At 65.6% G+C, this 26,125-nt stretch carries 29 protein-coding genes; 16 read left to right on the top strand and 13 right to left on the bottom strand.

Translation table 11 applies throughout. The annotated features are described in order from the left end of the window. Positions 1-179: 179 nt before the first annotated feature. Positions 180-1,169: a diacylglycerol/lipid kinase family protein gene (locus LZD57_RS01820; protein WP_233717399.1), complete on the top strand. Its 990-nt coding sequence runs from the start codon at positions 180-182 to the stop codon at positions 1,167-1,169. A gap of 96 nt (positions 1,170-1,265) precedes the next feature. Here the strand turns inward: LZD57_RS01820 and LZD57_RS01825 are convergent, their stop codons facing one another. The 6 genes from LZD57_RS01825 to LZD57_RS01850 all read right to left on the bottom strand — a co-directional run bounded on the left by LZD57_RS01825 (position 1,266) and on the right by LZD57_RS01850 (position 3,948). Further along, a complete protein-coding gene (locus LZD57_RS01825) occupies positions 1,266-1,541 on the bottom strand; it encodes a DUF7218 family protein (RefSeq protein ID WP_233717400.1) in 276 nt (91 codons plus the stop codon). 122 nt (positions 1,542-1,663) lie between these two features. Beyond that, positions 1,664-1,924, bottom strand: a complete 261-nt coding sequence (locus LZD57_RS01830) for a hypothetical protein (RefSeq protein WP_233717401.1) — start codon at positions 1,922-1,924, stop codon at positions 1,664-1,666. A 248-nt stretch (positions 1,925-2,172) separates the two neighbouring features. Continuing rightward, positions 2,173-2,625, bottom strand: a complete 453-nt coding sequence (locus LZD57_RS01835; RefSeq protein WP_233717402.1) for a hypothetical protein — start codon at positions 2,623-2,625, stop codon at positions 2,173-2,175. Positions 2,626-2,631: 6 nt separating this feature from the next. Further along, positions 2,632-3,027, bottom strand: a complete 396-nt coding sequence (locus LZD57_RS01840) for an ElaB/YgaM/YqjD family protein (RefSeq protein WP_233717403.1) — start codon at positions 3,025-3,027, stop codon at positions 2,632-2,634. A gap of 145 nt (positions 3,028-3,172) precedes the next feature. After that, entirely contained in the window at positions 3,173-3,724 is a 552-nt protein-coding gene (locus LZD57_RS01845; protein ID WP_233717404.1) for a sigma-70 family RNA polymerase sigma factor, read from the bottom strand. Positions 3,725-3,732: 8 nt separating this feature from the next. Beyond that, on the bottom strand, positions 3,733-3,948 hold the full coding sequence (locus LZD57_RS01850) for a NepR family anti-sigma factor (RefSeq protein ID WP_233717405.1): 216 nt from the start codon (positions 3,946-3,948) through the stop codon (positions 3,733-3,735). A gap of 297 nt (positions 3,949-4,245) precedes the next feature. Between LZD57_RS01850 and LZD57_RS01855 the strand changes: the two genes are divergently transcribed. From LZD57_RS01855 to LZD57_RS01875, 5 genes are all read left to right on the top strand, one after another. Continuing rightward, positions 4,246-5,040 (top strand): response regulator, encoded by a 795-nt coding sequence (locus LZD57_RS01855; protein ID WP_233717406.1) that lies wholly within the window; start codon positions 4,246-4,248, stop codon positions 5,038-5,040. Between the two features lie 178 nt (positions 5,041-5,218). Beyond that, complete coding sequence (locus LZD57_RS01860; RefSeq protein WP_233717407.1) at positions 5,219-6,301, top strand: sensor histidine kinase; 1,083 nt, start codon at positions 5,219-5,221, stop codon at positions 6,299-6,301. Between the two features lie 394 nt (positions 6,302-6,695). Then, the gene (locus tag LZD57_RS01865; protein WP_233717408.1) at positions 6,696-6,986 is read left to right on the top strand and encodes a hypothetical protein; all 291 of its coding nucleotides are present in this window, start codon (positions 6,696-6,698) and stop codon (positions 6,984-6,986) included. 310 nt (positions 6,987-7,296) lie between these two features. After that, positions 7,297-7,581: a YMGG-like glycine zipper-containing protein gene (locus tag LZD57_RS01870; protein ID WP_233717409.1), complete on the top strand. Its 285-nt coding sequence runs from the start codon at positions 7,297-7,299 to the stop codon at positions 7,579-7,581. A 260-nt stretch (positions 7,582-7,841) separates the two neighbouring features. After that, positions 7,842-8,063 (top strand): hypothetical protein, encoded by a 222-nt coding sequence (locus LZD57_RS01875; protein ID WP_233717410.1) that lies wholly within the window; start codon positions 7,842-7,844, stop codon positions 8,061-8,063. Between the two features lie 93 nt (positions 8,064-8,156). Here LZD57_RS01875 and LZD57_RS01880 read toward each other — a convergent pair whose 3' ends face one another. Next, positions 8,157-8,921, bottom strand: a complete 765-nt coding sequence (locus LZD57_RS01880) for a HugZ family pyridoxamine 5'-phosphate oxidase (RefSeq protein WP_233717411.1) — start codon at positions 8,919-8,921, stop codon at positions 8,157-8,159. A gap of 205 nt (positions 8,922-9,126) precedes the next feature. Between LZD57_RS01880 and LZD57_RS01885 the strand changes: the two genes are divergently transcribed. The 10 genes from LZD57_RS01885 to LZD57_RS01930 all read left to right on the top strand — a co-directional run bounded on the left by LZD57_RS01885 (position 9,127) and on the right by LZD57_RS01930 (position 18,786). Beyond that, positions 9,127-10,281 carry an Mrp/NBP35 family ATP-binding protein gene (locus LZD57_RS01885; RefSeq protein WP_255699712.1) on the top strand — a complete coding sequence of 385 codons (1,155 nt, stop codon included), beginning with the start codon at positions 9,127-9,129 and terminating at the stop codon, positions 10,279-10,281. A 100-nt stretch (positions 10,282-10,381) separates the two neighbouring features. Beyond that, positions 10,382-11,977 carry an ABC transporter substrate-binding protein gene (locus LZD57_RS01890; protein ID WP_233717412.1) on the top strand — a complete coding sequence of 532 codons (1,596 nt, stop codon included), beginning with the start codon at positions 10,382-10,384 and terminating at the stop codon, positions 11,975-11,977. Positions 11,978-12,049: 72 nt separating this feature from the next. Next, positions 12,050-12,898 carry an HAD family hydrolase gene (locus tag LZD57_RS01895; RefSeq protein ID WP_233717413.1) on the top strand — a complete coding sequence of 283 codons (849 nt, stop codon included), beginning with the start codon at positions 12,050-12,052 and terminating at the stop codon, positions 12,896-12,898. Positions 12,899-12,967: 69 nt separating this feature from the next. Next, the gene (locus LZD57_RS01900) at positions 12,968-13,975 is read left to right on the top strand and encodes an ABC transporter permease subunit (RefSeq protein ID WP_233717414.1); all 1,008 of its coding nucleotides are present in this window, start codon (positions 12,968-12,970) and stop codon (positions 13,973-13,975) included. A gap of 98 nt (positions 13,976-14,073) precedes the next feature. Beyond that, the gene (locus LZD57_RS01905; protein WP_233717451.1) at positions 14,074-14,928 is read left to right on the top strand and encodes an ABC transporter permease subunit; all 855 of its coding nucleotides are present in this window, start codon (positions 14,074-14,076) and stop codon (positions 14,926-14,928) included. 5 nt (positions 14,929-14,933) lie between these two features. Continuing rightward, the gene (locus LZD57_RS01910; protein ID WP_233717415.1) at positions 14,934-15,527 is read left to right on the top strand and encodes a hypothetical protein; all 594 of its coding nucleotides are present in this window, start codon (positions 14,934-14,936) and stop codon (positions 15,525-15,527) included. A gap of 51 nt (positions 15,528-15,578) precedes the next feature. Beyond that, complete coding sequence (locus LZD57_RS01915; protein WP_233717416.1) at positions 15,579-16,559, top strand: ABC transporter ATP-binding protein; 981 nt, start codon at positions 15,579-15,581, stop codon at positions 16,557-16,559. Further along, a complete protein-coding gene (locus tag LZD57_RS01920) occupies positions 16,559-17,584 on the top strand; it encodes an ABC transporter ATP-binding protein (protein WP_233717417.1) in 1,026 nt (341 codons plus the stop codon). The genes LZD57_RS01915 and LZD57_RS01920 overlap by 1 nt, the downstream gene beginning before the upstream one ends. Positions 17,585-17,800: 216 nt before the next feature. Continuing rightward, the gene (locus LZD57_RS01925; RefSeq protein ID WP_233717418.1) at positions 17,801-18,334 is read left to right on the top strand and encodes a hypothetical protein; all 534 of its coding nucleotides are present in this window, start codon (positions 17,801-17,803) and stop codon (positions 18,332-18,334) included. A 179-nt stretch (positions 18,335-18,513) separates the two neighbouring features. Then, positions 18,514-18,786: a hypothetical protein gene (locus LZD57_RS01930; protein WP_233717419.1), complete on the top strand. Its 273-nt coding sequence runs from the start codon at positions 18,514-18,516 to the stop codon at positions 18,784-18,786. A 314-nt stretch (positions 18,787-19,100) separates the two neighbouring features. On the opposite strand, the gene LZD57_RS01935 is transcribed toward LZD57_RS01930, so the two are convergent. From LZD57_RS01935 to LZD57_RS01960, 6 genes are all read right to left on the bottom strand, one after another. Beyond that, complete coding sequence (locus LZD57_RS01935; RefSeq protein ID WP_233717420.1) at positions 19,101-20,744, bottom strand: peptide chain release factor 3; 1,644 nt, start codon at positions 20,742-20,744, stop codon at positions 19,101-19,103. Between the two features lie 168 nt (positions 20,745-20,912). Then, positions 20,913-21,965 (bottom strand): choline ABC transporter ATP-binding protein, encoded by a 1,053-nt coding sequence (gene choV / locus LZD57_RS01940; protein WP_233717421.1) that lies wholly within the window; start codon positions 21,963-21,965, stop codon positions 20,913-20,915. After that, the gene (gene choW / locus LZD57_RS01945; protein WP_233717422.1) at positions 21,962-22,801 is read right to left on the bottom strand and encodes a choline ABC transporter permease subunit; all 840 of its coding nucleotides are present in this window, start codon (positions 22,799-22,801) and stop codon (positions 21,962-21,964) included. Before choW ends, choV begins: the two co-directional genes overlap by 4 nt. Before the next feature lie 117 nt (positions 22,802-22,918). Next, positions 22,919-23,884, bottom strand: coding sequence for a choline ABC transporter substrate-binding protein (locus tag LZD57_RS01950; RefSeq protein ID WP_420844717.1), 966 nt, complete (start codon positions 23,882-23,884; stop codon positions 22,919-22,921). A 124-nt stretch (positions 23,885-24,008) separates the two neighbouring features. Continuing rightward, positions 24,009-24,557 (bottom strand): hypothetical protein, encoded by a 549-nt coding sequence (locus LZD57_RS01955; protein WP_233717423.1) that lies wholly within the window; start codon positions 24,555-24,557, stop codon positions 24,009-24,011. Positions 24,558-24,658: 101 nt separating this feature from the next. Further along, positions 24,659-25,897, bottom strand: a complete 1,239-nt coding sequence (locus LZD57_RS01960) for an autotransporter outer membrane beta-barrel domain-containing protein (RefSeq protein WP_233717424.1) — start codon at positions 25,895-25,897, stop codon at positions 24,659-24,661. Positions 25,898-26,125 lie beyond the last annotated feature (228 nt).

Below are 26,125 nucleotides of genomic sequence, written 5' to 3' on the forward strand. Positions count from 1 at the left end.
GAAGATGCCCGGCAGGAGGCCGAATTGCCGGTCGGCAGCGAAGACACCGGGCGACATGTCGCGGCGCTGGCAGGATGGAGAACGAAGTTTCGATCGCACATGCCTGCTGCCGTCGACATTCCCGGAAAAACACCTAGCTCAGGGTCCCGGACCGCCGCACGAGCGGCGACCGCAGCAAGATGGTTTCATTGGCAATGCGAATATTGGCGCTTCTGAATGGCGACGGCGGCACTCTGAAGACGACGGACCTCGATTGGCTGTCCGCGTTGATCAAGGACGAGTTCGCCGTTCACGGCCATGAGATCACGGTGGAAATCGTTGCGGGAAAAGACGTCGTCCCTGCCATCGAACAGGCTGCCGAGCGCAAGGACGTGGACGTCCTTCTCGTCGGCGGCGGCGACGGAACCGTGTCGGCGGCGGCGGCGGCCGTGTTCGAGACCGATACGGCGCTGGCCATTCTCCCGGCCGGGACGATGAACCTCTTCGCGCGGACGCTGCAGATCCCGCTGGGCCTCGAGGCGGCGGTCAAGGCGCTGGCCGGCGGCACGATCACCAAGGTCGACGTCGCGACCGTCAACGGCAAGCCCTTCGTCCATCAGTTCGCAGCCGGGCTGCATGCGCGGATGGTGCGGTTTCGGGAGAGGATCACTTATCGCTCCCGGCTGGGGAAGATCTGGGCGACGACGCGGGCCATCACCCTCGCTGTTCGCAAGCTGCCCAAGGTCGAACTCCTGATCAACGTCGACGGCCGCACCGAGCGACTCCTGTGCTCGGCGATCGCCATCTCGAACAATCTCTACGGGCTGGGGCACGTTCCCTTCGCCGACAATCCGAAGGGCGGGGTGCTCGGCGTCTACATATGCACCGAGCGAAATATCAGTCGGGTCGCCAAATTGACCCTCGACATCTTCACCGGTCAGTGGCGGAGCAATCCGTCGCTGCTGGTCAAGACCGCCAAGCACGTCCAGCTGTCCCATCGCGGCAAACCGCGGTCGAATCGGGCCGTCAGGGACGGGGAACTCGAACTCCTCGACGATCTGTCCGAGGTCGAACTCCACCCGCTCGGCCTGAGCGTCCTCGTGCCGGCGGATGCGAGCTATCTGGAAGAGGCGACACCAGCCGACCAAAGCGCAGTGCCGGCGCCGGGCGCGGCCTCGTCTACGCCCTGAGCCCGCCGGGGCGAGGCGGGCTTCCCACCATCGGTCGCGACCGGACGGCGGGCAAGGCGGCGCGCGCCACCGCAATACGTTCGCGCACGCGCCTACTCAGTGGGCCCGAAGCGCCTTGACGAGAGCGTCCTTGGACATGTCCGAACGCCCGTCGATGCCGATCTCCTTGGCGCGGTCGTAAAGTTCGTCCTTCGTCCACTCTTCGTAAGGCGGCGATTTTCCGCCCGCCTTCGAGGGGTGCATGTCCGGATTGGCCTTGGCGTTGGAAATCCGCGCCGCCTTCTCCTTCGAATTCCCCTGATCCCGCAATTCCTCGTAGAGTTCGGGATCCTTCAATTGCGGGGTCGACCCGGTATTGGGTTGCTTTGCCATCGTCCGTCTCCGCTCGAAGATGTCAGGTTCCCAATTTCTGGCCTCGCGCTCGGCGACCCGTTTTCCTCGCGCCGGGGGAAGCCCGGGGCGCGCGAGACCCAATCGCCGGCGCTCAAGGGCGATCACTGTGCGTTGTCCGCGCCGCCTGCCGTCCCGCCTGCGTCGGGAGAAACCACCGTCGCGTCGTTCGTGTTCGCTTCGCTTTGGGCCGGTGCTGCCCCCGACTGCTCGGCATTCTCCAATGCGGAATCGGGTGCGTTGGCGTTGTAGATCTGGAACCCGACGAACAGGACTGCGCAGAGTGCGAGTGCGACGATGAGGATCATGAGGACGGGGGTGCCGCGGCGGCCTTGTCTGGCGCGTTCTTCGTCCAGCTTGGTCATGGGATGTATCCTTCGGGTTCCTCGGCGAGGACGGCAATGGCCCATTACGCCTGGTTGGATCGACCGGTCCTCCGACGTGCTCCCGCCCGAGCATTGCGTGTCACGCGCAATGCCCGGTCGCCGGAGCGCTGCCGGAGGGAAGCGGCGATTGGTTGAGGGAAAAACGCCCTGGGAAAGAAGCCGTTCCAACAGGAGCGGCAGGCCGCGCCGGTTCTTTCCGGTCGCGACTGACCACGCCGCGCGGCCTGTCAGACGTCGCTGCGTCCGCGTGTCCGCCAGGATTCGATCGCGCGCCACATCGCCCAGCCGACCGCACCTGCGACGGGCACGAAGAGCAGCTTCTTGTTGCGCTTCGCCGATTGGAACAGCAGCGGGGCGTTGGAAAGGGCAGCGACGCCGGCGATCGAGGCTATGTCACGCTGCAGCCGGTCGTCGGCACGCTTGCGGGGCGGCCGCCGGACGATCACCGTGGCTATCCAGGTGAGAAGAATGAGGACGAAAAACACCGCCGCGAAGCCGAGCGCTGCGGCGAGCGGGCCGTAGAGGGCCGCTATCCAGACATAGAGCGCCGTCATGAGATAGGCGATCATCAACAGCGCGAAGACCGCCATTGCGAGGTAAAGAACGATCAGCCTGCGAAGGCGGGCGACGTAGACGCCCGCTTCGCCGGTCACCAACTTGGCGACGAGTTGCCAGACCATCGCGCCTTACCGGAAGAGACGGGCGTAGAGATAGCCGATGCCCGCGGCGATCAGCACGCTCTTGATCGGCTCGGCCCTGATCCGTTCGCTGACGTCCTCTTCGAGATCGGAAGCGGCATCCTGCGCCTGCCGGAGGTAGGCTTCGCCCCGCTGGCGAACGTCGTCGCGCAGGGCGGAAGCCTGCCGGCGAACGTCCTCCGCGCCGTGGGTGGCGAGGTTCCTCACGGAATCCGACAGCGACGATACGTCTTCCCGCAGGCGGCTCAGTTGTTCCTCGACGCTCGCCCGGTCGGCCTGCGTCTTCGGATCCTGTCCCGGCGTCCGTGCACCCGAGGTCGCCCCCGATGCGCCGGCCGAGCCGCCACCCGGAATGTTGGGATTGTTCGCCATGTTCTCGCTCATCGATCGGTCCGTTCGTCTTTTCTGGATTGCGTGTTGGCTCTGGATTGCGTGTTGGCCGAGCCGGCCTTGAGGTCGATTGGGCAAGCCCGTCCGTGCCCTGGCAGTAACCCCGGCGCCGGCCGCCGGTTCCTTCGTCGCAAGCGCCTCAGGCGGCGGGCGCCACCCCGATGATCTGCGACGAAATCGAATCCGGGCCGTAGTCCCCGTCACCCTCAACGCCGAGGATTTCGGCGATCCGCGTCCGTGCCCGTGAAACGCGACTCTTGATCGTTCCGACGGCGCATTTGCAGATTTCGGCCGCCTCTTCGTAGGAGAAGCCGGAGGCGCCTATCAGGATCAGCGCTTCGCGCTGGTCGTCCGGCAGCATCTCGAGGGCCTTGCGGAAGTCCTGGAGGTCGAGGTGACCCTGTTGTTCGGGGTGACCGGCGAGCTGCATCGCATGGATGCCGTCCACGTCCTGCACCTCGCGACCCTTCTTGCGCATCTGCGTGTAGAACTCGTTGCGCAGAATGGTGAACAACCACGCCTTCATGTTGGTGCCCGGTTGAAAGGTATGCTGCTTGTCCCACGCCTTGACGAGCGTTTCCTGCACGAGATCGTCGGCTCGGTCGAAAGAACCGGTCAACGAGGTCGCGAAAGCCCTCAGATTGGGGATGATCGTGATGAGTTCCTTGCGGAAATCGAACTGCGCACTCATGGGCGGACTCACTCCCGATCGTTCTTCTTCGACGCCGTTTCCGCCTCGTCCAGCGCATCGAGCAGGCTCAGGAATCGGTCGGGAACGGGTTCGCTCGCCACGTCGTCGTAATAGGCTTTCAACTGCTTGCCGATCGCCGTGTTGATGCCGAATCCTGACGACTGCTGCGATCTCTGGGTCTGTCCCGTCTGCAATTTCTTGTCCTCAGCTTCGCGATCGCTCATCGACCGTTCCGATAGTTGGTGTTGCCGCCCGGGTAGCGACGTCTGTGGATGCAAAGGCTCATCTCGAATCCGCGTTTGTCGACGACTTCCGCAAAAGAGATAAAACGACGACGCCATCCCGCAAGCCGCAGTCGTGCCGCCATGGCCAATTTTCGGCCGGGTCTTCACAGCGCGCGCCGACTGTCCCATTTAGACGAGAACTCGCGGCGGGCGCGCTTGTTCCTTGGTGGAGTCGCCTTTGCCGCAGAGTCCGTCACCACATAGTCGTCTTGTCCAAGGGACAGGAGGGGAGCCTAAATGTCGATGTCATCCCGCATAGCGCCGCACATTCCCTACCTGCGCCGCTATTCTCGGGCGCTTACCGGGTCGCAGTCGAGCGGCGATGCCTATGTCGCAGCGGTGCTCGAAACACTGATCGCCGATCCGTCGCTGTTTCCGGAAGATCAGTCCCCTCGAATTTCCCTGTACAAATTGTTTTCTTCGCTCTGGCAATCGCTCGATGTGAACGTCCGCGAGGACGCTCCGACCTCCGCATGGGAGGAGCGTGCGGCGAAGAACCTCAAGGCGATCGCCCCGCTTCCCCGCCAGGCCTTTCTGCTCGTCGCCGTCGAGGGCTTCACCAGCGAGGAAGCAGCGCTGATCCTGAGCGTCGACCAGACTCGTTTTTCCGAGATGATCGATCAGGCGAGTTCGGACATCGGGCGGCAGGTTTCGACCGACATCATGATCATCGAGGACGAGCCGCTGATCGCGATGGACATCGAGCAGATGGTCGAGAGCCTCGGGCACACGGTGACGGGCATCGCGCGGACCCACAAGGAAGCGATGGCGCTCTTCGAGAATCAAAACCCCGGAATGGTTCTCGCCGACATTCAGCTCGCCGACGGGAGTTCCGGCATCGATGCCGTGAACGAGATCCTGTCGAAGGTCTCGGTTCCGGTGATCTTCATCACCGCCTTCCCGGAGCGGCTGCTGACGGGCGAAAGACCCGAGCCGACCTTCCTGGTGACCAAGCCGTTCAACCCCGACATGGTCAAGGCGCTGATCAGTCAGGCCTTGTTCTTCGAGAGCGACAGCCGGGCGGCGGCCTAGGTCGATTTCGGGGCGGGCGGCGGCATGCCGCCCGCGGTTTCCGGCCCCTGCCGCGAAAAATTCTGGTTGCTTGGCGGGAACATGGTTGGCGCGAACGGGTTGATCCCCGCCTGGCGATGATGACTTGGTCGCGGCTACGGAACCTTTTCCGTGCAACGTCATTCACTTTCACGTCCAGGTGGGCTTCGGCGGACGAAAGACTTGGAAAATCTATCGGTTTAGCTCTGATCGTCTGTCGGGCGATCACTGCGGGCGGACTGACGGCGGGTGGTGGTCTCTGTTGACGTTGGGACAGAAAATCTTGCGAGCGATCGAAAATACGGAAATGTCCGTATTCGCCCAAGATTTGGATCTGCGTTATTCTTGGGTGTCGAATGCCGGACGGTCGTGGCTCGCGAGCGCGAAGACCGGGCTGGGTGACGAGGACATCCTGGGCGGCGCCGCGGCCACCCGGTCCATGGAAATGAAGCGGGAAGTCCTGGCCAGCGGCAAGGCGGTCCGTTACGAGATGTCGATCGTCCACGGCACTCAGACCCGCTGGTACGACATTTCCGTCGACGTCGATCGCGACGACGCGGGCGAGGCCTGCGGTATCATCGGCACCTCCTTCGACATCACCGACCAGAAGCGCCGTGAAGAGACCTTGAAGACGCTCCTGCGCGAGCTGTCGCATCGCTCGAAGAACCTCCTCGCGATCATCCAGAGCCTCGCCAGCCAGACGGCGCGCCATTCTCTCACGGTTCCGGAATTCCTGGTTCGGTTTCGCGGGCGTATCCAGTCGCTGTCCTACTCCCAGGACATCGTTACCGACGCGGACTGGCGAGGGGCGGATCTCGAGAGCCTCGTGACGACCCAGGTCGAGCGGTACGCCCCGGACGGCATGGACCAGATCGAGTTCCGTCCGCTCGCCGTCTATCTGTCTCCGACCGCATCCCTTCATGTCGGCCTCGCCTTGCATGAACTCGCCGTCAATGCCGCCTCGTACGGATCGCTGTCGGTGCCGGGCGGTAAGGTGACGATCAAGGCCAGCGTCGAGGATGTCGGCGACGAGGCGGCGCTCGTCGTCGTCTGGCAGGAGCGCGGCGGGCCCCGGGTCCGGCCCGAGCGCGACGCCCGGTTCGGCACCTCGACCCTGGAGCGCATCGTGCCGAACGCCGTCGGTGGCGAGGCACGACTCGAATATCTTCCCGAGGGAATCCGCTACACGCTGACCATCCCCGAGGCGCAGTTCGAGGCCATGCCGTCCAATCGGGCCGGCTAGACGCTCAGATCCCAAAGGCGGTCGTCCCGAATTCGAGGCCGCGCCGACTGATGTCGCGTCGACGGCGTCGCCACGACTATCGGTGGCGTGAGCGGCAAGCGCGCGCCGTTTCGGCTCCACCCCTCGCCCGGCTCTCGCCCTTCTTTCGAACGGGTTCCGAACGTCCGTGACGAGCGGCGCCACGGGCTCGTCTTACCGTCCTGCAAGCGATCTGCCATTTCCACTGTCGGGGAAACGAACCTGGCCCGATCGCCCGGTGTTCCGCAGCAGACCGATCCGGTTTCCGCGAAAGGCCCCTCGGCAAGGGTCTCACGCGAACGTGACATGATCACGGGCATGTAGGCGGAACCGAAACCGTGGCCGAGCTATTATGCTTCCCAAAGGAGAGGTGGTCATGGAACACGTCGCTGCGTTCATGTTGTTGGTCGGATGCTCTGGCGATATGTCTGTCTGCAAAGAAATTCCCGTCCCCGTGCCGGCTTACGAGACGGTTGCGGAGTGCCGTCAGGAATTGCCGCTGCAGATCCGCTTGAGTGGCGCGGGGGACAAACGCGTCCTCGCGGCTTGCAAGGAAGTGTCGGAAGAGGTTTTCCAGCAGTCCGCAACGGTCGACTGGACGGTCTCGCGCGATGGCCGTCTGGCGATCAGCTTCGATGCCGAGCCGAGCCTCGTGGCTTCGCGCTGATTTCGGCGTGATACGGCCCCAGCACCATGGTTCCGTTTTGGGCAATGGTGCTTGGGGAAGGCGTAAATCCCTGGCGCAATTGCGCAATCCCCATTTTCACAGGCTGAAACGGATCCCGCGGCAAGGCGTTTGACGTAATCTGTTGCGATCGGTTGCAACGGGACGTGCCGCATTCGCTGTCAAGAATCCGTGTTTACCGTCGGAGCACAAATTTCCGCTTCGTTGCTCTGGTCTCGGTGGTGACGAAAGCGGCAAGTCGCCTATAACATCACCGACTGGGGACGTCACAGTGAAACCTGAGAGATTTGTCATGTACCGAAAGATTACCCTCGCAGCCGTCGCCGTCGCCGCGATGCTCGCAGCCGGCTGCACGACCGAGGACAGATATACCGGTGGCGGCGCGCTCGCCGGCGGCGCGGTCGGCGCTCTCGCCGGACAGGCGATCGGCCGCGATACGGGGTCGACCCTCGCGGGTGCCGCGATCGGCGCCGGCGTCGGCGCGGTTGCCGGCAATGTGATCGGTCGCTCGCAATCCAACCCGGGCTATTGCCGCTATTCCGACGGCAACGTCTACCGCTGCCCACGCGGGTACTGACCGAGATGCGCCGCGGTCGCTCTTTGCGAGCGACCGGCTGCCGACCGCAACCTGACCCCGCCTTCATGGCGGGGTTTTTGCGCAGGACGACGGGAAGAATGGCGGTTATGACGACGAACGGGAAGGGCGCGATCCACGACGCAGAGACGTCTCGCGTCGGCTGGGGGCCCGGCTCCGGACGGTTCGAGCCGTGTCCTCGGCCCGGGCGGACGTATCGTGCCGGGTTTGCCGCCCTGTCGCTCCTGTTGCTGGCGGGCTGCGTGAATAGCGACGGATCGCTGCCGCCGGTCTTCGGCGCCGTATTCGGCCTCGAAAACGCCGAAAGCACACCCTTTCGCTCCGGCAAGATCCCTGTGACCGCCCCGGCACCCGGTGACACGGTTCTCGGTCTTGCCGCCAACGCGCCCGGCCAGTGCGTCTATCGTCGGGCCGGCGGCAACCGCCGCTTCATCGCCGATTGCCCCGAGGGCTACGACGTCTGAGGCGTTGCGGCGAAGAGGACGGGCGCTGGGCCGAACCGCCGGTTTCCACCGGGGACCGTTCCGTGGCGAGCGAGGAGCGGTGGCTGCCGCTTCTCATCGCTTGAGGAGTTCGACGAACGCCTTCCTGTAGCCGCCTTCGCCCGCGGGGTCGGAGCGGAACTCTATCCGGATCGTCCGATCCTTCCGGACGAGTTCGAAGCCGCGGCGATCGACCGTCGCGATGCGCCAGCCGGAGCCGTCCTCGCCGCTCTTTGCCGCCAAAGCGTCCACCGCGTCACCATGATCTTCGTTCATGTGGTCGCGGGCGCGCGTCGCCGCCGCCGGAAGGACGGCGTCCGCCTCGTCGAGAAGGTCCGACGCGGCGAGGTCGAAAGCCTGGCCGAAGCCGCCATTGAGCGAGGCTCCCGCGGGGACGAGGCGAAAGAACCGGAAGTCCGGAAAGTCGACGTAGAGTTCCGCTTTCGGGTGGCGGCTCAAAAAGCGCTCGCGGACCGCATCGGCCTCGCTCTCGTCCAGAGGACGCGCTTTGGCGAACACCGTCATGCGCGGATGGGCGAGGGGATCGCCCTTGCCCACGCGCCCGACGAGCAGCGAGCAGCGGCCGTCGGCGGCGAGCGCCGCGGCATGAAGCGACAGGCTGGAAACGAGAATGACGGGCCGCCCGACGAAATCCGTCGCGACCAGCGTGCGGCTGGCGGCGGGCCATCCGTCGCCGGGCCGCAGCACGGCGAGCGAGGCGTCCCGCGCGGCACGCAGCAGGCTCCGGGCGAGCTGCCGGGCTTCGTCGTCGACGGGGCGAAGCACGCCGGTCGGGGGCGATGTTGCGGGCTCGGCTGCCTTTTCGTTACGCTCTTCCATGGTCCTGCCGGCACTCCACGTCTTTCCTGGTCGCGCGGCGCCGTCCCGTCGGGATCGCCGTCGCCTGCGACAGGCGGCAATGTAGCCGGCCGGCAGGAAAAGCCAATTCGCTTCGATCGCGGACCGCCGGGCGTTTTTCTTGGACGACCGTGCCACGCCGCGATATCTGGGCGGAAACGTTCGACAGTCTTGGAGTTTTCAGGTTTTGACCGATGATCCGAAGGGGCGCATCCTCGACCTCCTGCGCCAGATGACGCCGCCGGACGGCGGGGCCGACGTCGTGTCGCGCGGCCTCGTTTCCGATATCTTCATTGCCGACGGCAAGGCCTTCTTCTCGCTCACCGTCCCCGCGGCGGAAGCCCAGCGCTTCGAACCGTTCTGCCGGGCGATCGAGGCGGCGGTCGGGAAGATCGACGGCGTCTCGAAGGCGATGGTGGCGTTGACCGCGGAAAAGGCCGCCGGCGCCGCTTCGCCCCGCAATTCCGCGCCGCCGCAGCCGCCGCGAGCCGCGCCGGCGGGGCGTCCCGCTCCGGCCGGGCGTCCGCCTGCCGCCAAGCCTGGAATCCCCGGCGTCGACAGGATCGTCGCCGTCGCGTCGGGCAAGGGTGGCGTCGGCAAATCGACCACGGCAGTCAATCTCGCCCTCGGACTTTCCGCTCTGGGGCTGAAGGTCGGGATCCTCGACGCCGACGTCTACGGACCGTCCGTCCCGCGGCTCCTCGGCCTCAAGGACAAGCCGAAGACGAGCGGCGGCCGGACCATGCTTCCGCTCGAGGCCTTCGGGCTGAAGGCGATGTCCATGGGCCTGATGGTCGACGAGGAGACGCCGATGATCTGGCGCGGGCCGATGGTCATGTCGGCGCTCACCCAGATGATGCGCGAGGTCGAGTGGGGCGAACTCGACGTGCTCGTCGTCGACATGCCGCCCGGTACCGGCGACGCCCAGTTGACGATGGCCCAGCAGGTGCCGCTCGCCGGCGCCGTCATCGTCTCGACGCCGCAGGATCTGGCGCTGATCGACGCGCGCAAGGGGCTTGCGATGTTCCAGAAGGTCGACGTCCGCGTTCTCGGCATCGTCGAGAACATGAGCTATTTCGTCGCGCCCGACACCGGCAAGCGCTACGACATCTTCGGCCATGGCGGCGCGAAGAACGAGGCCGCGCGGCTCGGCGTCCCGTTCCTCGGCGAGGTGCCGATCGAGATGGCGATCCGGGAAAGCTCCGATTCGGGCCGGCCCGTGGTCGCCACCGATCCCGATGGGCCGCATGCCGCCGCCTATCGCGACATCGCGGCGAAGGTCCTTGCCGAGCTCGAGGAATCGCGACCAAAGTCACGGGGACCGAGCATCGTTTTTGAATGAATGGTCAAAAACCGGCTTGCCTTCGACAATCAAAAGCTGTCGGATGAGAGTCAGTGAGCGGACGAAAAGATCCGCCCGATCCTGACAGGAGGCATGCTGAATGAATTCCCTGACCCGGCTTCTCGCCGCGACGGCCCTGACTCTGGCCCTCGGGTCGGCGGCGTCGGCAAAGACGCTCGTCTATTGTTCCGAGGCGTCGCCGGAAGGCTTCGACCCGGCACTCTACACGGCCGGCACGACCTTCGATGCGGCTTCGCGCACGGTCTACAACCGTCTGGTGGAGTTCAAGCACGGCTCGACGGAAATCGAGCCGGGCCTTGCCGAATCCTGGGAGATTTCCGAGGACGGCACGGAATACACCTTCAAGCTCCGCCCCGACGTGAAGTTCCAGACGACCGACTTCTTCACGCCGACCCGCACGCTCAACGCCGATGACGTGATCTTTTCCTTCGAGCGGCAGCTGAAGAGCGACAATCCCTGGAACCAGTATGTCGCCGGCGCCAGCTGGGAATATTCCAGCGGCATGGGCTTTCCGGATCTGATCAAGTCGATCGAGAAGGTCGACGACCTGACGGTCAGGTTCACGCTGAACCGGCCGGAAGCGCCGTTCCTCGCCGATCTCGCGATGGATTTCGCCTCGATCATGTCGAAGGAATATGCCGACCAGCTGAAGGAGGCCGGCAACGAGTCGACGCTGAACCAGCAGCCTCTCGGCACCGGGCCGTTCCAGTTCGTCGCCTACCAGCCGGACGCGGTGATCCGCTACAAGGCCAATCCGGATTATTTCAAGGGCAAGCAGCCGATCGACGACCTGATCTTCGCCATCACCACCGATGCCTCGGTGCGGGCCCAGAAGCTCAAGGCCAACGAGTGCCAGATCTTCCCCTATCCGAACGCCGCCGACGTCGAATCGCTGAAGAGCGATCCGAACCTCGAGGTGCCGAGCCAGGAGGGCCTCAACGTCGCCTACATGGCCTACAACACCACCCAGGCGCCGTTCGACAAGGTCGAGGTCCGCAAGGCCCTCAACATGGCCATCAACAAGCAGGCGATCATCGACGCGGTGTTCCAGGGCGCGGCGGTGCCGGCGAAGAACCCCATCCCGCCGACGATGTGGTCCTATAACGACGCCGTGGAGGACGATCCCTACGACCCGGAAAAAGCCAAGCAGATGCTGAAGGACGCCGGCGTCGAGAACCTCTCGATGAAGATCTGGGCGATGCCCGTGTCGCGGCCCTACATGCTCAATGCCCGCCGGGCGGCCGAGCTGATGCAGGCCGATCTCCAGAAGGTCGGCGTCTCGGCCGAGATCGTCTCCTACGAGTGGGGCGAATATCTGGAAAAGTCCAAGGCCAAGGACCGCGACGGCGCGGCCATGCTCGGCTGGACCGGCGACAACGGCGATCCGGACAACTTCCTCGATACGCTGCTCGGCTGCGACGCCGTCGGCGGCAACAACCGCGCCCAGTGGTGCGACGAGGAGTTCGACGCGCTGGTCAAGAAGGCCAAGACGACCTCGGATCAGGCCGAACGCGCCAAGCTCTACGAGCAGGCCCAGATGGTCTTCAAGGAAAAGGCGCCCTGGCTGACCATCGATCATTCGACGGTGTTCATGCCGATGCAGAAGTCGGTGAAGAACTTCCACCAGGATCCGCTCGGCTATCACCGCTTCGACGACGTCGACATCGCGGAATAAGCCCGGCCACCGTTCTTTGAACAGGCGAAGGGCGGCTCCGGCCGCCCTTTGCGACGTTGAGGCGAAGCGCTGATGCCTGCGACCCATCCCTTTCACTCCCGCATCCTCCTGGCCTTCGACTTCGACTGGACGCTCGGGGAGGATTCGTTCGAGCGGCTCGTCGCCGTGATGGGCTTCGAGGTGGACGAGTGGAAGGAGCGCTTCTACCGGCCGCTCGGCGACGCCGGCTGGGACGACATCCTGGCGAAGTTCGAAGGGCTCCGCAGGATGTGCGAGAAAGGCGGAAAGCGGTTTGCCGTCGAGGACGCCCGCGAGGCCGGTCGGACGACCAGGGGATTCGACGACGCCGCGACGATGCCGCGGCGGCTCCGCGAGATCGCCGAACGCATCGACCCGCAGGTGCGGCTGGAATTTGCCATCGTCTCCTCCGGCTATCTCGACGTCTTCGGCGCGCATCCGATCGCCGACGCCTTCGACCGCAAGTATGGCTCGGCCTTCGAGGTCGGCGACGACGGGCGCTTGCGCGGCGTCAAGAAGATGATCTCGCACCCGGAAAAGGTGCGCTACATCCAGGCGCTGGCCAAGGGGATCGATCTCGGCGGCTCCAACGCACCGTCGCAGACCGAGGCGGACCTTGCGGAGGAGGAGCAGCGCGTCGCCTTCGATCAGCTGATCTATGTCGGCGACGGCGCATCGGATTTGCAGGCCTTCGGCTTCGTGCGCGAAATGGGCGGCTTCGCCATCGCGGTCTCGCGCGGCGGCGAGTTTTCCGCAAAGAGCGAGATGCTGAAGGCCCAGCGTCCCGACGCGCTGGCGCCTCCGAGCTACCGGGATGGTGCGCCGCTGTTCGAGATTCTCGCCCATGCCGTGCGGTCCCATGCCTCGCGGATCGCGCTGCGCAGGCTCGGCCGCGACGGGTGAGATCATTCTTCGGCCGGGTCAGCCCGGCCGCGTAGACGACAACAAAATCGACCTGACTTTAGGGGCACCATGCAGCGCTTTCTGATATCGCGCGTCGCCGTCCTGATCCCGACCTTCATCGGTGTCTCGATCATCGCCTTCGCCTTCATCCGGCTCCTGCCCGGTGATCCGGTGCAGATGCTCGCCGGCGAGCGGGTGGTCTCGCCCGAGCGCCATGCCGCGATCATGCACCAGCTCGGCTTCGACCGGCCGCTGGTGATGCAGTATCTGTCCTATCTCTGGGGACTGCTGCAGGGGGATTTCGGCACCTCGATCGTCACCAAGCGCGGGGTGCTCCAGGAGTTCTTCACGCTGTTTCCGGCAACGCTCGAACTGTCTTTCTGCGCCATCGTCATCGCCGTCTGCCTCGGCGTGCCGGCGGGCGTCTTCGCGGCGGTCAAGCGCGGTTCCTGGTTCGACCAGTCGGTGATGGGCGCAGCCCTCGTCGGCTATTCCATGCCGATCTTCTGGTGGGGCCTCCTCCTGATCATCCTGTTTTCCGGCGTCTTGCAGTGGACGCCGGTCTCCGGGCGAATCTCGCTTCTTTACTATTTCCCCCAGGCGACCGGCTTCATGCTGATCGACTCGCTGATGTCCGACCAGAAGGGCGCCTTCCTCTCGGCGCTGTCGCATCTGATCCTGCCGTCCATCGTGCTCGCGACCATCCCGCTCGCCGTCATCGCCCGCCAGACCCGCTCGGCCATGCTCGAGGTCCTCGGCGAGGACTATGTCCGCACCGCCAAGGCGAAGGGGCTGTCCCGCGGCCGCGTCGTCGGCGTCCATGCGCTGCGCAACGCCCTCATCCCCGTCGTCACGACGATCGGCCTGCAGGTCGGCGTCCTGATGGCCGGCGCGATCCTCACCGAATCGATCTTCTCCTGGCCGGGCATCGGCAAGTGGATGGTCGACAGCGTCTTTCGCCGCGACTACCCGGTCGTGCAGGGCGGTCTGCTTCTGATCGCGATGATCATCATGTTCGTCAATCTCGTCGTCGACATCCTTTACGGCGTGATCAACCCGCGCGTCCGGGCAGGGTAGGGGGAGCCACCATGAGCCATATCAGCGCGCAGGAAGCCGAAGAGGGCGTCGGCACCGACCTTCCCGACCACCGCCCGAGAAAGAGCGTCCGCCGGCAGATGCTGGAGGAGTTCTGGTTCTATTTCTCCGAAAACAAGGGGGCGGTGCTCGGCCTCGTCGTCTTCGTTCTCATCGTCCTCACGGCGTTCGCCGCGCCGCTGATTGCGCCGCACTCGCCGACCTTGACCAACAGCCAGGCCCAGCTCGTGCCGCCGGTCTGGCAGGCGGGCGGCAGCTGGGACTACCTCCTCGGCACCGATGCGATCGGCCGCGACATGCTCTCGCGGCTGCTTTTCGGCGCGCAGTATTCGCTGTTCATCGGCGTCGTCGTCGTCGTCGTGGCGGTGACGGTGGGCATCGCCGTCGGCCTTATCGCCGGCTATTTCGGCGGCTGGCTCGACACCGTCATCATGAGGGTGATGGACGTCATCCTCGCCTTCCCGTCGCTGCTGCTCGCCCTCGTCCTCGTGGCGGTGCTCGGTCCCGGCCTCACCAATGCGATGATCGCCATCGCCCTCGTCCTGCAGCCGCATTTCGTCCGGCTGACCCGGGCCTCGGTGATGGCGGAGAAGCGACGCGAATACGTCACCGCGGCGAAGGTCGTCGGCGCGAGCCCGTTCCGCCTGATGGTGGTGACGATCCTGCCGAACTGCCTCGGCCCGCTGATCGTCCAGGCGACGCTCTCCTTCTCCAACGCGATCCTCGACGCGGCGGCCCTCGGCTTCCTCGGCATGGGCGCCCAGCCGCCGACGCCGGAATGGGGCACCATGCTTGCCGAGGCTCGTGAGTTCATCCTGCGCGCCTGGTGGGTGGTGACCTTCCCGGGCCTCGCCATCCTCGTTACGGTGCTCGCCATCAACCTCGTCGGCGACGGTCTCCGCGACGCGCTCGATCCGAAGATGAAGCGGAGCTGAGATGGATGGGAAGTTGGCTCGGCCCGGCGGTCACCGCTGCGTTCATCTCATCGCTGATCGCGGCGCTGGGCTGGTATGTCAGCTTCAGGACGGCGAGGGGCGCCGAAAGCCGCAGGCGCGACGAGCGGGTGCGCGACGTCCAGACCGCCATTCTCGCCGAGATCCGCTCCGCCGTGCATCACCTGCGGCAATACGAAAGGTCGGAGATCCTCGAGGGGGTCCGTCGGCGGACGCAGGAATCGCCGACCTACGTACCGTTCATCGCAACGGAACCGAGCTCGCCGCTCTATCGCTCGATCGCCGGCGAGATTTCGATCCTGCCGAATGCGGTGATCGACGCGGTCGTCCTGTTCTACCGGCAACAGGAAGTGATCGCCTATTTCGCGGATGATCTCAGAGGCGACCGTTTCGCGGCGATGCCCGGAGAGGAAAAGATCAGGATGATCGAGGACTATCTCGCGCTGCGCGACTACGCCGCCGCACTCGGCCAGGACGCGGTCCAGGCGCTCGAAACGTCGCTGGGGCAGGGCGTCAGTAGACCGGGCGAGGACCGGTCGGGCCGGAAATCGGCTTCGGACGAGGCTTGGAGGCAGACATGACGATCTCCTTCGCTCCATCATCTATACCACATGACCCGGTTTTGTAAGACCATGCCCCTTCTCTCCCTGCGCAATCTATCCGTCACCTTCGACACCGCCTCCGGCCCGTTCAAGGCCGTCGACGGCGTCGACATCACCGTCGAGCCCGGCGAAGTGCTCGGCATCGTCGGTGAATCCGGCTCCGGCAAGTCTGTGGCGATGCTCGGTCTGATGGGGCTCCTGCCGCCGTCGGCCACGGTCACCGCCGACGAGATCGCCTTCGAGGGCCGCGACATGCGAAAGATGTCCGGTCGCGAGCGCCGCAAGATCATCGGCAACGAGATCGCCATGATCTTCCAGGAGCCGATGTCGAGCCTCAATCCCTGCTTCACCGTCGGCTACCAGATCAAGGAGGCGCTCAAGGCCCACACCGATCTCGACCGCAAGGGCCGCCAGACGCGGGCGATCGAGCTGATGAACGCCGTCGGCATTCCCGAGCCGGAGCGCCGCCTCTCGGCCTTTCCGCACCAGATGTCCGGCGGCATGAGCCAACGCGTGATGATCGCCATGGCGACCGCCTGCCGGCCGAAGCTCCTCATCGCCGACGAGCCGACGACGGCCCTCGACGTGACGATCCAGGCGCAGATCCTCGATCTCCTGCTCGATCTCCAGAAGGAGCGCGGCATGGCGATGATCCTGATCACCCACGACATGGGGGTGATCGCCGAGACCGCCGAGCGCGTCGTCGTCCAATATGCCGGCCAGCAGGTGGAGCGCCAGCCGGTCTCGACCCTGTTCGACCAGCCGCACCACCCCTATACCTCGGCGCTGCTCGCCGCGATCCCGGAGCGCTCGACGGGCGCGCGGCTGCCCACCATCCCCGGCGTCGTGCCGGGGCAGGGGGACCGGCCGGACGGCTGCCTGTTCAATCCCCGCTGCCCCAGGGCCGACGACAAATGCCGCACCGTCGTGCCGCCGCGCCAGCCGGCGAGCCTCGGCGAGGCGCTCTGCCACTATCCGCTGAACCACCCCGCAAGCGCGAGTGCCGCCTGATGGACGCTTCGACCCCCACTCCGGCGCACGTGCCCACCGACGCCAAGGCCATCGTCACGGCCACCGGCGTCAGCCAGGTCTACGAGGTCCGCCGCGGCCTCTTCGCCAAGCCTCTCGGCCTCAAGGCCGTCAAGGATGCGAGCTTCGTCGTTACGGAGGGCGAGACGCTGGCGATCGTCGGCGAGAGCGGCTGCGGCAAGTCGACGCTCGCCCGCATGCTGACGATGATCGAGACGCCGTCGGACGGGGCGCTCACCATCGACGGCGTCACCATCACCGGCGAAAACGCAGGCGACGTCGGGAAGCTGCGCTCCACCGTGCAGATCGTCTTCCAGAACCCATATGGCGCCCTCAACCCGCGCCAGAAGGTCGGATCGATCATCGAGGAGCCGTTGAAGATCAACACCAGACTGTCGGCAAGCGAGCGCCGCAAGAAGGCGGAAGCCGCCCTTGCCGAAGTCGGCCTTCGCCCGGAGCATTACGGCCGCTATCCCCACATGTTCTCCGGCGGTCAGCGCCAGCGCATCGCGATTGCCCGCGCGATCATCCTCGAGCCGAAGATCCTGGTCCTCGACGAACCCGTCTCGGCGCTCGACGTCTCGATCCAGGCGCAGATCCTCAACCTCCTCGCCGACCTGCAGGAGCGCCTCGGCCTCACCTACATCTTCATCAGCCACGACCTGTCGGTGGTGAAGCACGTCGCCGACCGGGTGATGGTGATGTATCTGGGACGGCCGGTGGAGATCGCCCCGGTGGACGCGCTCTACGCGACGCCCCTCCACCCCTATACCCGCGCCCTTCTCTCCGCGACGCCCGCCACCGACCCCGCTTCCAAAGGCCAACGCATCCGCCTCACCGGCGAGCTCCCCTCGCCGATCAGCCCGCCGCCGGGCTGCTCGTTCAACCCGCGGTGCCCGTATGCGAACGAGCGGTGCCGGACCGAGCGACCGGAACTGACGCAGCATGGGGCAACGCGCGTGGCGTGCTTTGCGGTGGAGGAGGGGCGGATCGAGATGACCGCCTGATCTAGCGTGAAATCGTGGCATGAATAGCAAAACGCCTCGACGCCGTCAGCGAAGCTGATCTTTTGCGATCATCGCCTCTTATCTCACTTGTTGGCCGAGAAAGGAGTTTCTTCGGAACGAAACCGCCGCGGCATTTCTTGCATCTACTGAACGATGCGCTTCCCTCGGGATGAGGGGGAGCGCGCTTGAAGAGATAGACAGGAAGGACGCGCCAATATGAGACATCTTTATCTTGCAGCTACCGCGGCCATGGCTCTCACGCTGTCGGCTTGCGGCGATGACAATGCGGCGAGGGTCACCGAGTTGGAAGGCCAGCTGCAGACCACGCAGAGCGAGAACGAGGCGCTGCAGGGTCAGATCCGTGATCTCGAAGCGGCGCAGGAGGCGGCGTCCGGACAGATCGATCCGACGACCCTCCGCGAGCCGCTGACAACCGCCTTCACCGCAATGGGCGAGACCGAGCAGCAGCTCGACCGTTTCGCCGAGACGCTGCAGCGGGAGGGATACGACAACGTCTCCCTCGATCCGCTCCGCAACAATATCCGCGACGCCAGTCAGGCCGTCGCGGGAGCGGCTCGGGATGTCGGCGTCGACGTCGACGCAATTTTGGCAGAAGCGAGATCCGCCGTCGAAAACACGTCGTCTTCGAACGCGCCTGACGTCGTACAGCCGGGCGCAGTTTCCGCTGGTGGCGAGGCCGAGGCTTCCAGCGAAGAGCAGGATGCCGCGGCGACGCAGCCTGCCGAATAGGCCAGGCGGGGCCCGGAGAGCCACGGCCGGGCCGGTCGTTCCCGGGCCGCCGGCCCGGCCGGCCATGGCTCGGCGGACGACGAGATAAGGGCTTCGAATGAAGCAGAGTAGAAGGCCCGAAGCGGAGGCCGCGTCTTTTCGGCCGGTACCGCGAGGGCAGCGTGGAAACCAAGGTTGCGATGACCGACGCTGACGGCCGCTTCCGGACCGCGTTGGCCGCTCTGCCGGCCGGCTACACGGTCGGGCACCATGAAGGCAGGCCCTACGGACTGACGGTCAAGGCCTCCGTCGACCGCTGCCGGCTCTGGCTTTATGCCGAGGAACTCGGCGGCCCCGATTTCGTCAGCGCCAACGTCTTCTTCCTCGGCGATGGCCGGCTTCTGCTGAAGCCCTGCGAGATGCCGGAGGAAAAGGTCGTCGACTTCGTCCTCGGCTTCCGGTCAAGGACGTGACGACGTCGCTCGGGCCAGAAGACGTCATCGGATTGGGGAGGCGGGTGGCATCGGAGACGACGCCGGAAAGGGCAACCCCACACCGTCCTCCTCGGCCCCGTGCCGAGGTTCTGCCGCCATCGCCGGGACAGAACCGGTGGAGACTGGCCATTCGCCAACGGTTCATCGCTTCGGCGGCGGTAGATCCTCGCCACGAGGGCGAGGATGACGGCGCGTCGGGGAGGGATCTGGTTTCAAGGGAGAGCGCCCGGCCGTCGGGCGTGGCCGAGGATGGCGACGCGATGGGCTTCGCGCCGCGAGACCGAAGAACGGGCCTATTTCCCTGCGTCGCCTTGCTGGACGATCTCGCGGGTCGCGTCGAAGGCGATGTCCTTGTGGCGGTTCATGATGTAGCGCAGGTCCCAGTCGTCCTTGCACAGATAGACCGGCCAGCCGTCGCGGTCCCGCACGACGTTCATGGTGTTCTCGCGGATGAACTCCTTCAGCGCCTGTTCGCTGTCGGCCCGGATCCACCGCGCGACGTTGTACTGCACCGGCTCGAAGGAGACGTCCGCCTTGTATTCGCCGGCGATGCGCGAGGCGAGAACGTCGAGCTGCAGCGGTCCGACGACGCCGACGATCCAGTCCGAGCCGATGGTGGGACGGAAGACCTGGACGAGGCCTTCCTGGGCGAGGTCCTCGAGGCCCCGGCGCAGCTGCTTCAGCTTCATGGAATCTTCCAGCCGCACCCGGCGCAGCACCTCCGGCGCGAAGGCCGGCAGGCCGGTGAAGCGGAAGCTCTCGCCCTCGGTCAGCGTGTCGCCGACCTGCAGCGTGCCGTGGTTCGGGATGCCGATGACGTCGCCGGCATAGGCCTCCTCGGTCAGCGAACGTTCCTGGGCGACGAAATAGATCGGGTTGGAAACGGCGAGCGCCTTGCCGGAACGCACGTGATCGAGCTTCATGCCGCGTTTGAAATGGCCCGAGCAGAAGCGGACGAAGGCGACCCGGTCGCGGTGCTTGGGGTCCATATTGGCCTGGACCTTGAAGACGAAGCCGGAGACCTTGTCCTCGGACGGGGCGACCGGCCCGCGGTCGGAGGGCTGGGGCCGGGGCTCGGGCGCATGTTCGGCGATGAAGTCCATCAGCCGGTCGACGGCGAAGTTCTGCAGCGCGGAGCCGAAGACGACCGGGGTGAGGTGGCCCTGGCGATAGGCGGCGGGGTCGAAGTCCGCATAGCCTTCCGCCGCGAGTTCCGCCGCGTCCCGGAAGCCCGCATAGGCGCTCTCGCCGAGCGCCGCTTGCAGCGCCGGATCGTCGAGCCCGCCGGCATAATGCTGCGTCCGGTCGTTGCCGGCGAAGAGGAAGTCGTTCTTGGCGAGGTCGTAGCAGCCCTTGAACAGGCCGCCCTGGCCGACCGGCCAGACCATCGGCGCGACGGAGAGCGCCAGCTCCGCCTCGATCTCGTCGAGGATCTCGAACGGGTCGCGGCCCTCGCGGTCGATCTTGTTGACGAAGGTGACGATCGGGATGTCCCGCAGGCGGCAGATCTCGAACAGCTTCTTGGTCTGCGCCTCGATGCCCTTGGCCGCGTCGATCACCATGATCGCCGAGTCGACGGCGGTGAGGGTGCGATAGGTGTCCTCGGAAAAGTCCGAGTGGCCGGGCGTGTCGAGGAGGTTGAAGTTGATGCCGTCCTTCTCGAAGGTCATCACCGAGGAGGTGACCGAGATGCCGCGGTTCTTCTCGATCTCCATCCAGTCGGACTTCGCCCGCCGTCCGTTGCCCTTGGAGCGCACGGCGCCGGCCATCTCGATGGCGCCGCCGGACAGAAGCAGCTTTTCGGTCAGCGTCGTCTTGCCGGCGTCCGGGTGGGAAATGATCGCGAAGGTGCGCCGCGTCTCGTAGGGGCGCCGTGCGCCCGGCCGGGTCGACGCTGCGTCGCTTCCCGTTGCGGCGTCGCTTGCGAGGGTGCTCATGGGGTCACTTTCCGGTGCGTCTTCCGGCGGTCGGCGTCGGCGGACATGGCGCGCGTCACCTTCTACGGCCGGCTGGTTTGCTCGCCATCTACAGCATCGCGCCGGAAATCGGAACGGTCTTCGGAAAAAGGCCGGGATCCCGACGTCGGACGGAACCCCGGCCGGACCTCACGCCTCGGCCTGATGCCTCTGCAGGGCATCGACGATTTCCTGCGGACCGATCTGGCCGAGGATCTTGCCGTTCTGGCTGACGACGACCGAGCCCCGGGCGCCGCTGACCGATTCCATGACGCGCTTCAGCGGCGTCGAGGGATCGGCCATGGCGGCGACGTTGGCGGGGGCGGCGTCGTGGCGGTCGACGGGCTTCATCACGTCGCCGGCGGTCAGGACGTTGAGGGGGTTCATGTGGGCGACGAAATCGGAGACGTAGTCGTCGGCGGGGCGCAGCACGATGTCCTGCGCCGTGCCGATCTGGACGATCCGGCCACCCTCCATGATGGCGATCCGATTGCCGATCTTGAAGGCCTCGTCGAGATCGTGGCTGACGAAGATGATGGTCTTCTTCAATTTCTGCTGGAGATCGATCATCTCGTCCTGGAGCCGGGTGCGGATCAACGGGTCGAGGGCGGAGAACGGCTCGTCCATCAGCAGGATCGGCGCGTCGGTGGCGAAGGCGCGGGCGAGCCCGACCCGCTGCTGCATGCCGCCGGAGAGCTCGGAGACGCGCGAATGGGCCCAGTCCGCAAGGCCGACGAGTTCCAACTGATCGAGCGCGCGCTTGCGCCGAGCCGATTTCGATTCGCCGGCGAATTCCAGGCCGAGCGCGACGTTGTCGACCACCGAACGCCAGGGCAGCAGCGCGAACTGCTGGAACACCATCGCGACCTCGTGGCGGCGAAGCTCGCGCAGGCGCGCCGCGCCGCAGTCCTTCGGATCCACCGGATTGCGGCCCGTATCGATGACGACCCGGCCGCGGGCGACCGGGGCGAGCCCGTTGACGGCGCGGATGAGGGTCGACTTGCCCGATCCGGACAGGCCCATCAGGACGGCGATCTCGCCCTCCTTGACGTCGAGGGTGGCGTTGGTGACGCCGAGCGTTGCGCCGGTCTCCTCGCGGATTTCTCCCCGGTTCTTGCCGGCGTCGGCAAGGGCGAGCGCCTTGTCGCGGTTCCTGCCGAAGATGATCGAGACGTTTTCGAAGGCAACGACGGTCTTGCTCATCGACCCTTCTCCTCGATCCGGAAGAAGCGATCGAGGATGATCGCCAGAAGCACGATGGCAAGGCCGGATTCGAAGCCGTTGCCGACGTTGATGGCGTTCAGCGCCCGAAGGACCGGGACGCCGAGACCGGGCGCGCCGACGAGGGCGGCGATGACCACCATGGAGAGGGACAGCATGATCGTCTGGGTGAGCCCGGCCATGATCTGCGGCAGGGCATAGGGAATCTCGACCTTGAACAGGCGCTGCATCGGCGTCGCGCCGAAGGCGTCACCGGCCTCGAGAAGCTGGGTCGGCGTCGAGGCGATGCCGAGCCGCGTCAGGCGGATCGAGGCGGGCAGCGAGAAGATCACCGTCGCGACGAGCCCGGGCACCATGCCGAGGCCGAAGAGGATCAGCGCCGGGATCAGATAGACGAAGGTCGGGATCGTCTGCATCAGATCGAGGATCGGGCGCAGGATCACGTAGACCCAATCGCGCCGCGCGGCGGCGATGCCGAGCGGCACGCCGATGATCATGCAGGTCGCCGTCGCCGCGATGACCAGCGCCAGCGTCTGGGTGGTGGCCTGCCAGAAGCCGAGATTGATGATGAGCAGGAAGCCGAGCAGCGTGAAGAGCACCGGGAAGATCGAGCGCCGGGCGAACCAGGCGATCAGGCAGAACGCGGCGATGACGACGAAGGGATGCGGCCAGGTCAGAACGAACAGGATGGCGTCGATCACCGCCTGGAGAAACGCGGTCAGCCCGTCGAAGACGGGGGTGAAATTCGCCGTCAGCCAGTCGACGAAATCCTCGGCGACGTCGCCGATCGGCAAGGGGTGGGCTTCAAGCCATTCCACGGACTACGACTTCCTCTCGAACTTACAGGGAGAAGGGGAGCGACGCCGGGGCGTCGACGGGGACCGGCCGCCGGCCGGCCCCTTGCTTGGTCGTGACCGGCCGAACGGCCGGCGATGTCAGGACGAGATGCCGAGCGATTCCTTGACCGCCGGCTCGGCCGGCTTGCCGTCCATCGTCTCGACGCCGTCGAGCCACTTCGTCAGCCGGTCCGGATTGGCCTTCAGCCATTCTGTGGCGGCTTCCTCGGGCTCCTTGCCGTCGTCCAGGATCTTGCCCATGATCTTGTTTTCCATGTCGAGATCGAAGGTCAGGTTCTGCAGGAGCTTGCCGACGTTCGGGCAGTCCTCGCCGTAGCCCTTGCGGGTGACGGTGTAGACGGTGGCGCCGCCGTAGTTCGGACCGAAGGTGTCGTCGCCGCCGGTGAGATATTCGAGGTCGTAGTTGGTGTTCATCGGGTGGGGCGCCCAGCCGAGGAAGACGATCGGCTTCTTCGAGCGCGTGGCACGGGCGACCTGGGACAGCATGCCCTGCTCGGAGGAGGCGACGAGTTCGAAGCCCTTGAGGTCGAACTGGTTCTTTTCGATCATGCCGATGACGAGGGCGTTGCCGTCGTTGCCCGGCTCGATGCCGTAGATCTTGCCGTTCAGCTGGTCGGCGAACTTGTGGATGTCGGCAAAGTCGTGCAGCCCCTCGTCATAGAGGTATTTCGGCACGGCGAGGGTGTATTTGGCGCCTTCGAGATTGGTCTGGACGCGCTCGATCGTCCCGGCGTCGACGTATTTCTTGATCGGCTCGGACTGCGCCGGCATCCAGTTGCCGAGGAAGACGTCGAGATTGTCGTCGGCGAGCGAGGCGAAGGTGACCGGCACCGAGAGGATCTTCACGTTCGGATCGTAGCCCATGCCGGCGAGCAGCTTGGACATCACCGCCGTTGTCGAGGTGATGTCGGTCCAGCCGACGTCGGAAAGGCGAACGGTCTTGCAGCTTTCCGCATCGGCTGCCGCGGCGTTCGAGGCGAAGGCAGGCAGCATCGTGAAAGAAGCTCCGACGATGAGGCCGAGAGCCTTCAGATTCCGTGTCATACGGTTCTCCTGTGTTGCTTGAAAGGATGGGTGGGCACCGGCGGCCGGCGCGATGAAGACGGGGGAATATCACTCCGCAAGCGGTCGACGCGCAACAGCGGAAACCGCATTCGCCGCAAATAATTCATTTGGGATGATCTAACCCTCGGTCCGAGGCCGGGGCCGCCCAGCCGTCGGGAAGCTCGGGATTGCGCGCATAGCCGGGTCCGATGGTGAGGGGTTGCAGCGGAACGACGCCATCGGAGATCTGCGAGGTCACGGTGAACTCGTCGTCGAAGAGGACGGTCCCGTCGCCGTTCTGGATGAGCCGGACCGAGACGTGATAGGGGCGCTGGGCCTCGATCCCGCGAAGCGGAGGCGATCGCAATCCGTAGCGCTTCGATCGCGGGGTCAGCTTCCGGGTGACGACGTGTGGCGGACCGCCGGAAGGATCCTCGAAGCGCGCCTCGATCCTCGAATAGTTCTTCACCGGCTTCTGAACGAGAGCGGTGAAGCCGTAATAGGCGTCCGCCACGCGGTAATTGAAGATGAATCCCGATCCGGCGATCTTCAGATAGGGTTTGTCGGCGACCTCCTCGCGCGTCAAAAGGCCGACCGCGAAAAGCACACCGGCCAGCGAGACGAGCCCGAAGACCACATTCTTGAAGCTGACATCACGCAGTCGAAAAACCATGGCCGCCACGGGCAACGAAGTTGCCTGAAGATTGCACAGACACGATCGAAGCGCAATCGGTAGCCAGCGGGCGGGAAAGAGGCGGCCGGTCGTCGCGGCGGTCAGAAGTTCCAGCTCGAGGACAGGCGCAGGGTCTTCGGCCGGCCGTCGGCGATCGGTCGCGATTCCACGTCGACATCGAGCGCCCATTCGTCGAACAGCTTGACGCTCGTTCCGACGTCGAAGAGCAGGGTCTTCCCGGTCGAAACCGTTTCCGCGACAGCTTCCGCCGTGCCGCTGCCGGCGGGCGCGACCAAGGCAGCGGTGCGGTGATCGAGCGCGTAACCGATCTCGACGCCGGCCTTGGGTTCGACCGAGATCCAGTCGGGCAGCCGCCGCAGCGGCATCGACGCGTCGACACCGATCGTGCCGTTGAGGCGCGTGGCATATCGGGAGGCGATCCGATAGTCGGCCTCTCCGATCCGCTGCCGGGTTTCCGAGAGCCGGACGATCTGACCCGTGGCCTTCAGAAAGGGCGAAACCTTCAGGCCACCGAGCCGCTCCAGGCGGCCGACCGAGACGGTGGCGAAGCCGCCGAGGCCGTCATGGCCCGTCGAGCCGGATAGGCTGCCGGAAGCGCCGACGACGCGGTCCGTGACGTTCAGCCTGGCGAGGCCGACCGCCGCCTCGGTGAAGGACGATTCGCTCGGATGGTAGGAAGCGTAGGCGGAGATGGAGCCCAGCGCCGCACGACCGCGGGTCCGTCCTTCGGATTCGATCGTGTCGCCGTTGGAGCCGCCGATCGCGACGCCCAGCGCCAGATCTGCGGCCATCCGGGCATCGAGGCCGGCGGAAAGATTGGTCTCGACCCGTTCGAAGTCCCGCCCCGAGGCGTCGGGGGCGTCTGTCGCCAGCGTCAACGCGCCGCCGGTCCAGGCGCGGCCGGCATTGGCGCATCGGTCGCTCTTCGGCGTCGTCTGCAGCGTCTTCGAGCGGGAAGCAGCCTCGTCTTCCGCCAACATCAGGCGCTGCCACGCCTCGGTCGCGTCGGTCTGTCCGAGCGAAAGACGGACCGCCATCGGCCCGCAGGCATCACCCCGCAGGCCTTCCAGATGGGTCTTCAGATTGTCCGTCTGGCCGCCGGTCAGGCGCAGGGCCAGGTCGCTCTGCCGGGAGAGAGAGGCGACGGCGAAAGACCGCACGTCGGCATCGAGACCGTCGGCGTCGGCCCGATGGACGCCGAGAAGAGCGAGGGCGAGAAGGGCCGCGCCCGGCGGCAGGCGGAGGCCTCTGGCGCAGCGCCGGGCGTGCCTGCCGAGATTTTCGGTCGCGCGTTTCTGCAGGACGGTGTCAGGCTGCATGGTCCGCTCGTCTTCGCAGTTGCGATAGCAATCGCCCCGAAGGATACCTGCCAAGGTAAACGAGAGGTTAATTTCGCTGCCGCTCACGCAGTCGTGCCCTCGTTTCGAGAGGGCGTTTTTCCGGGACATGCAGGCCGCAGCGGTCGGCAAGGCCCTTGTATCAGGGGGCTTCGGAGCCTCCGCCTGGACGGAGCAGAGCAATTTCGGCGCCCCGGAATTCGCGCCGAT

The organism is Jiella avicenniae (assembly GCF_021390325.1).
GTDB lineage: Bacteria > Pseudomonadota > Alphaproteobacteria > Rhizobiales > Rhizobiaceae > Jiella > Jiella avicenniae.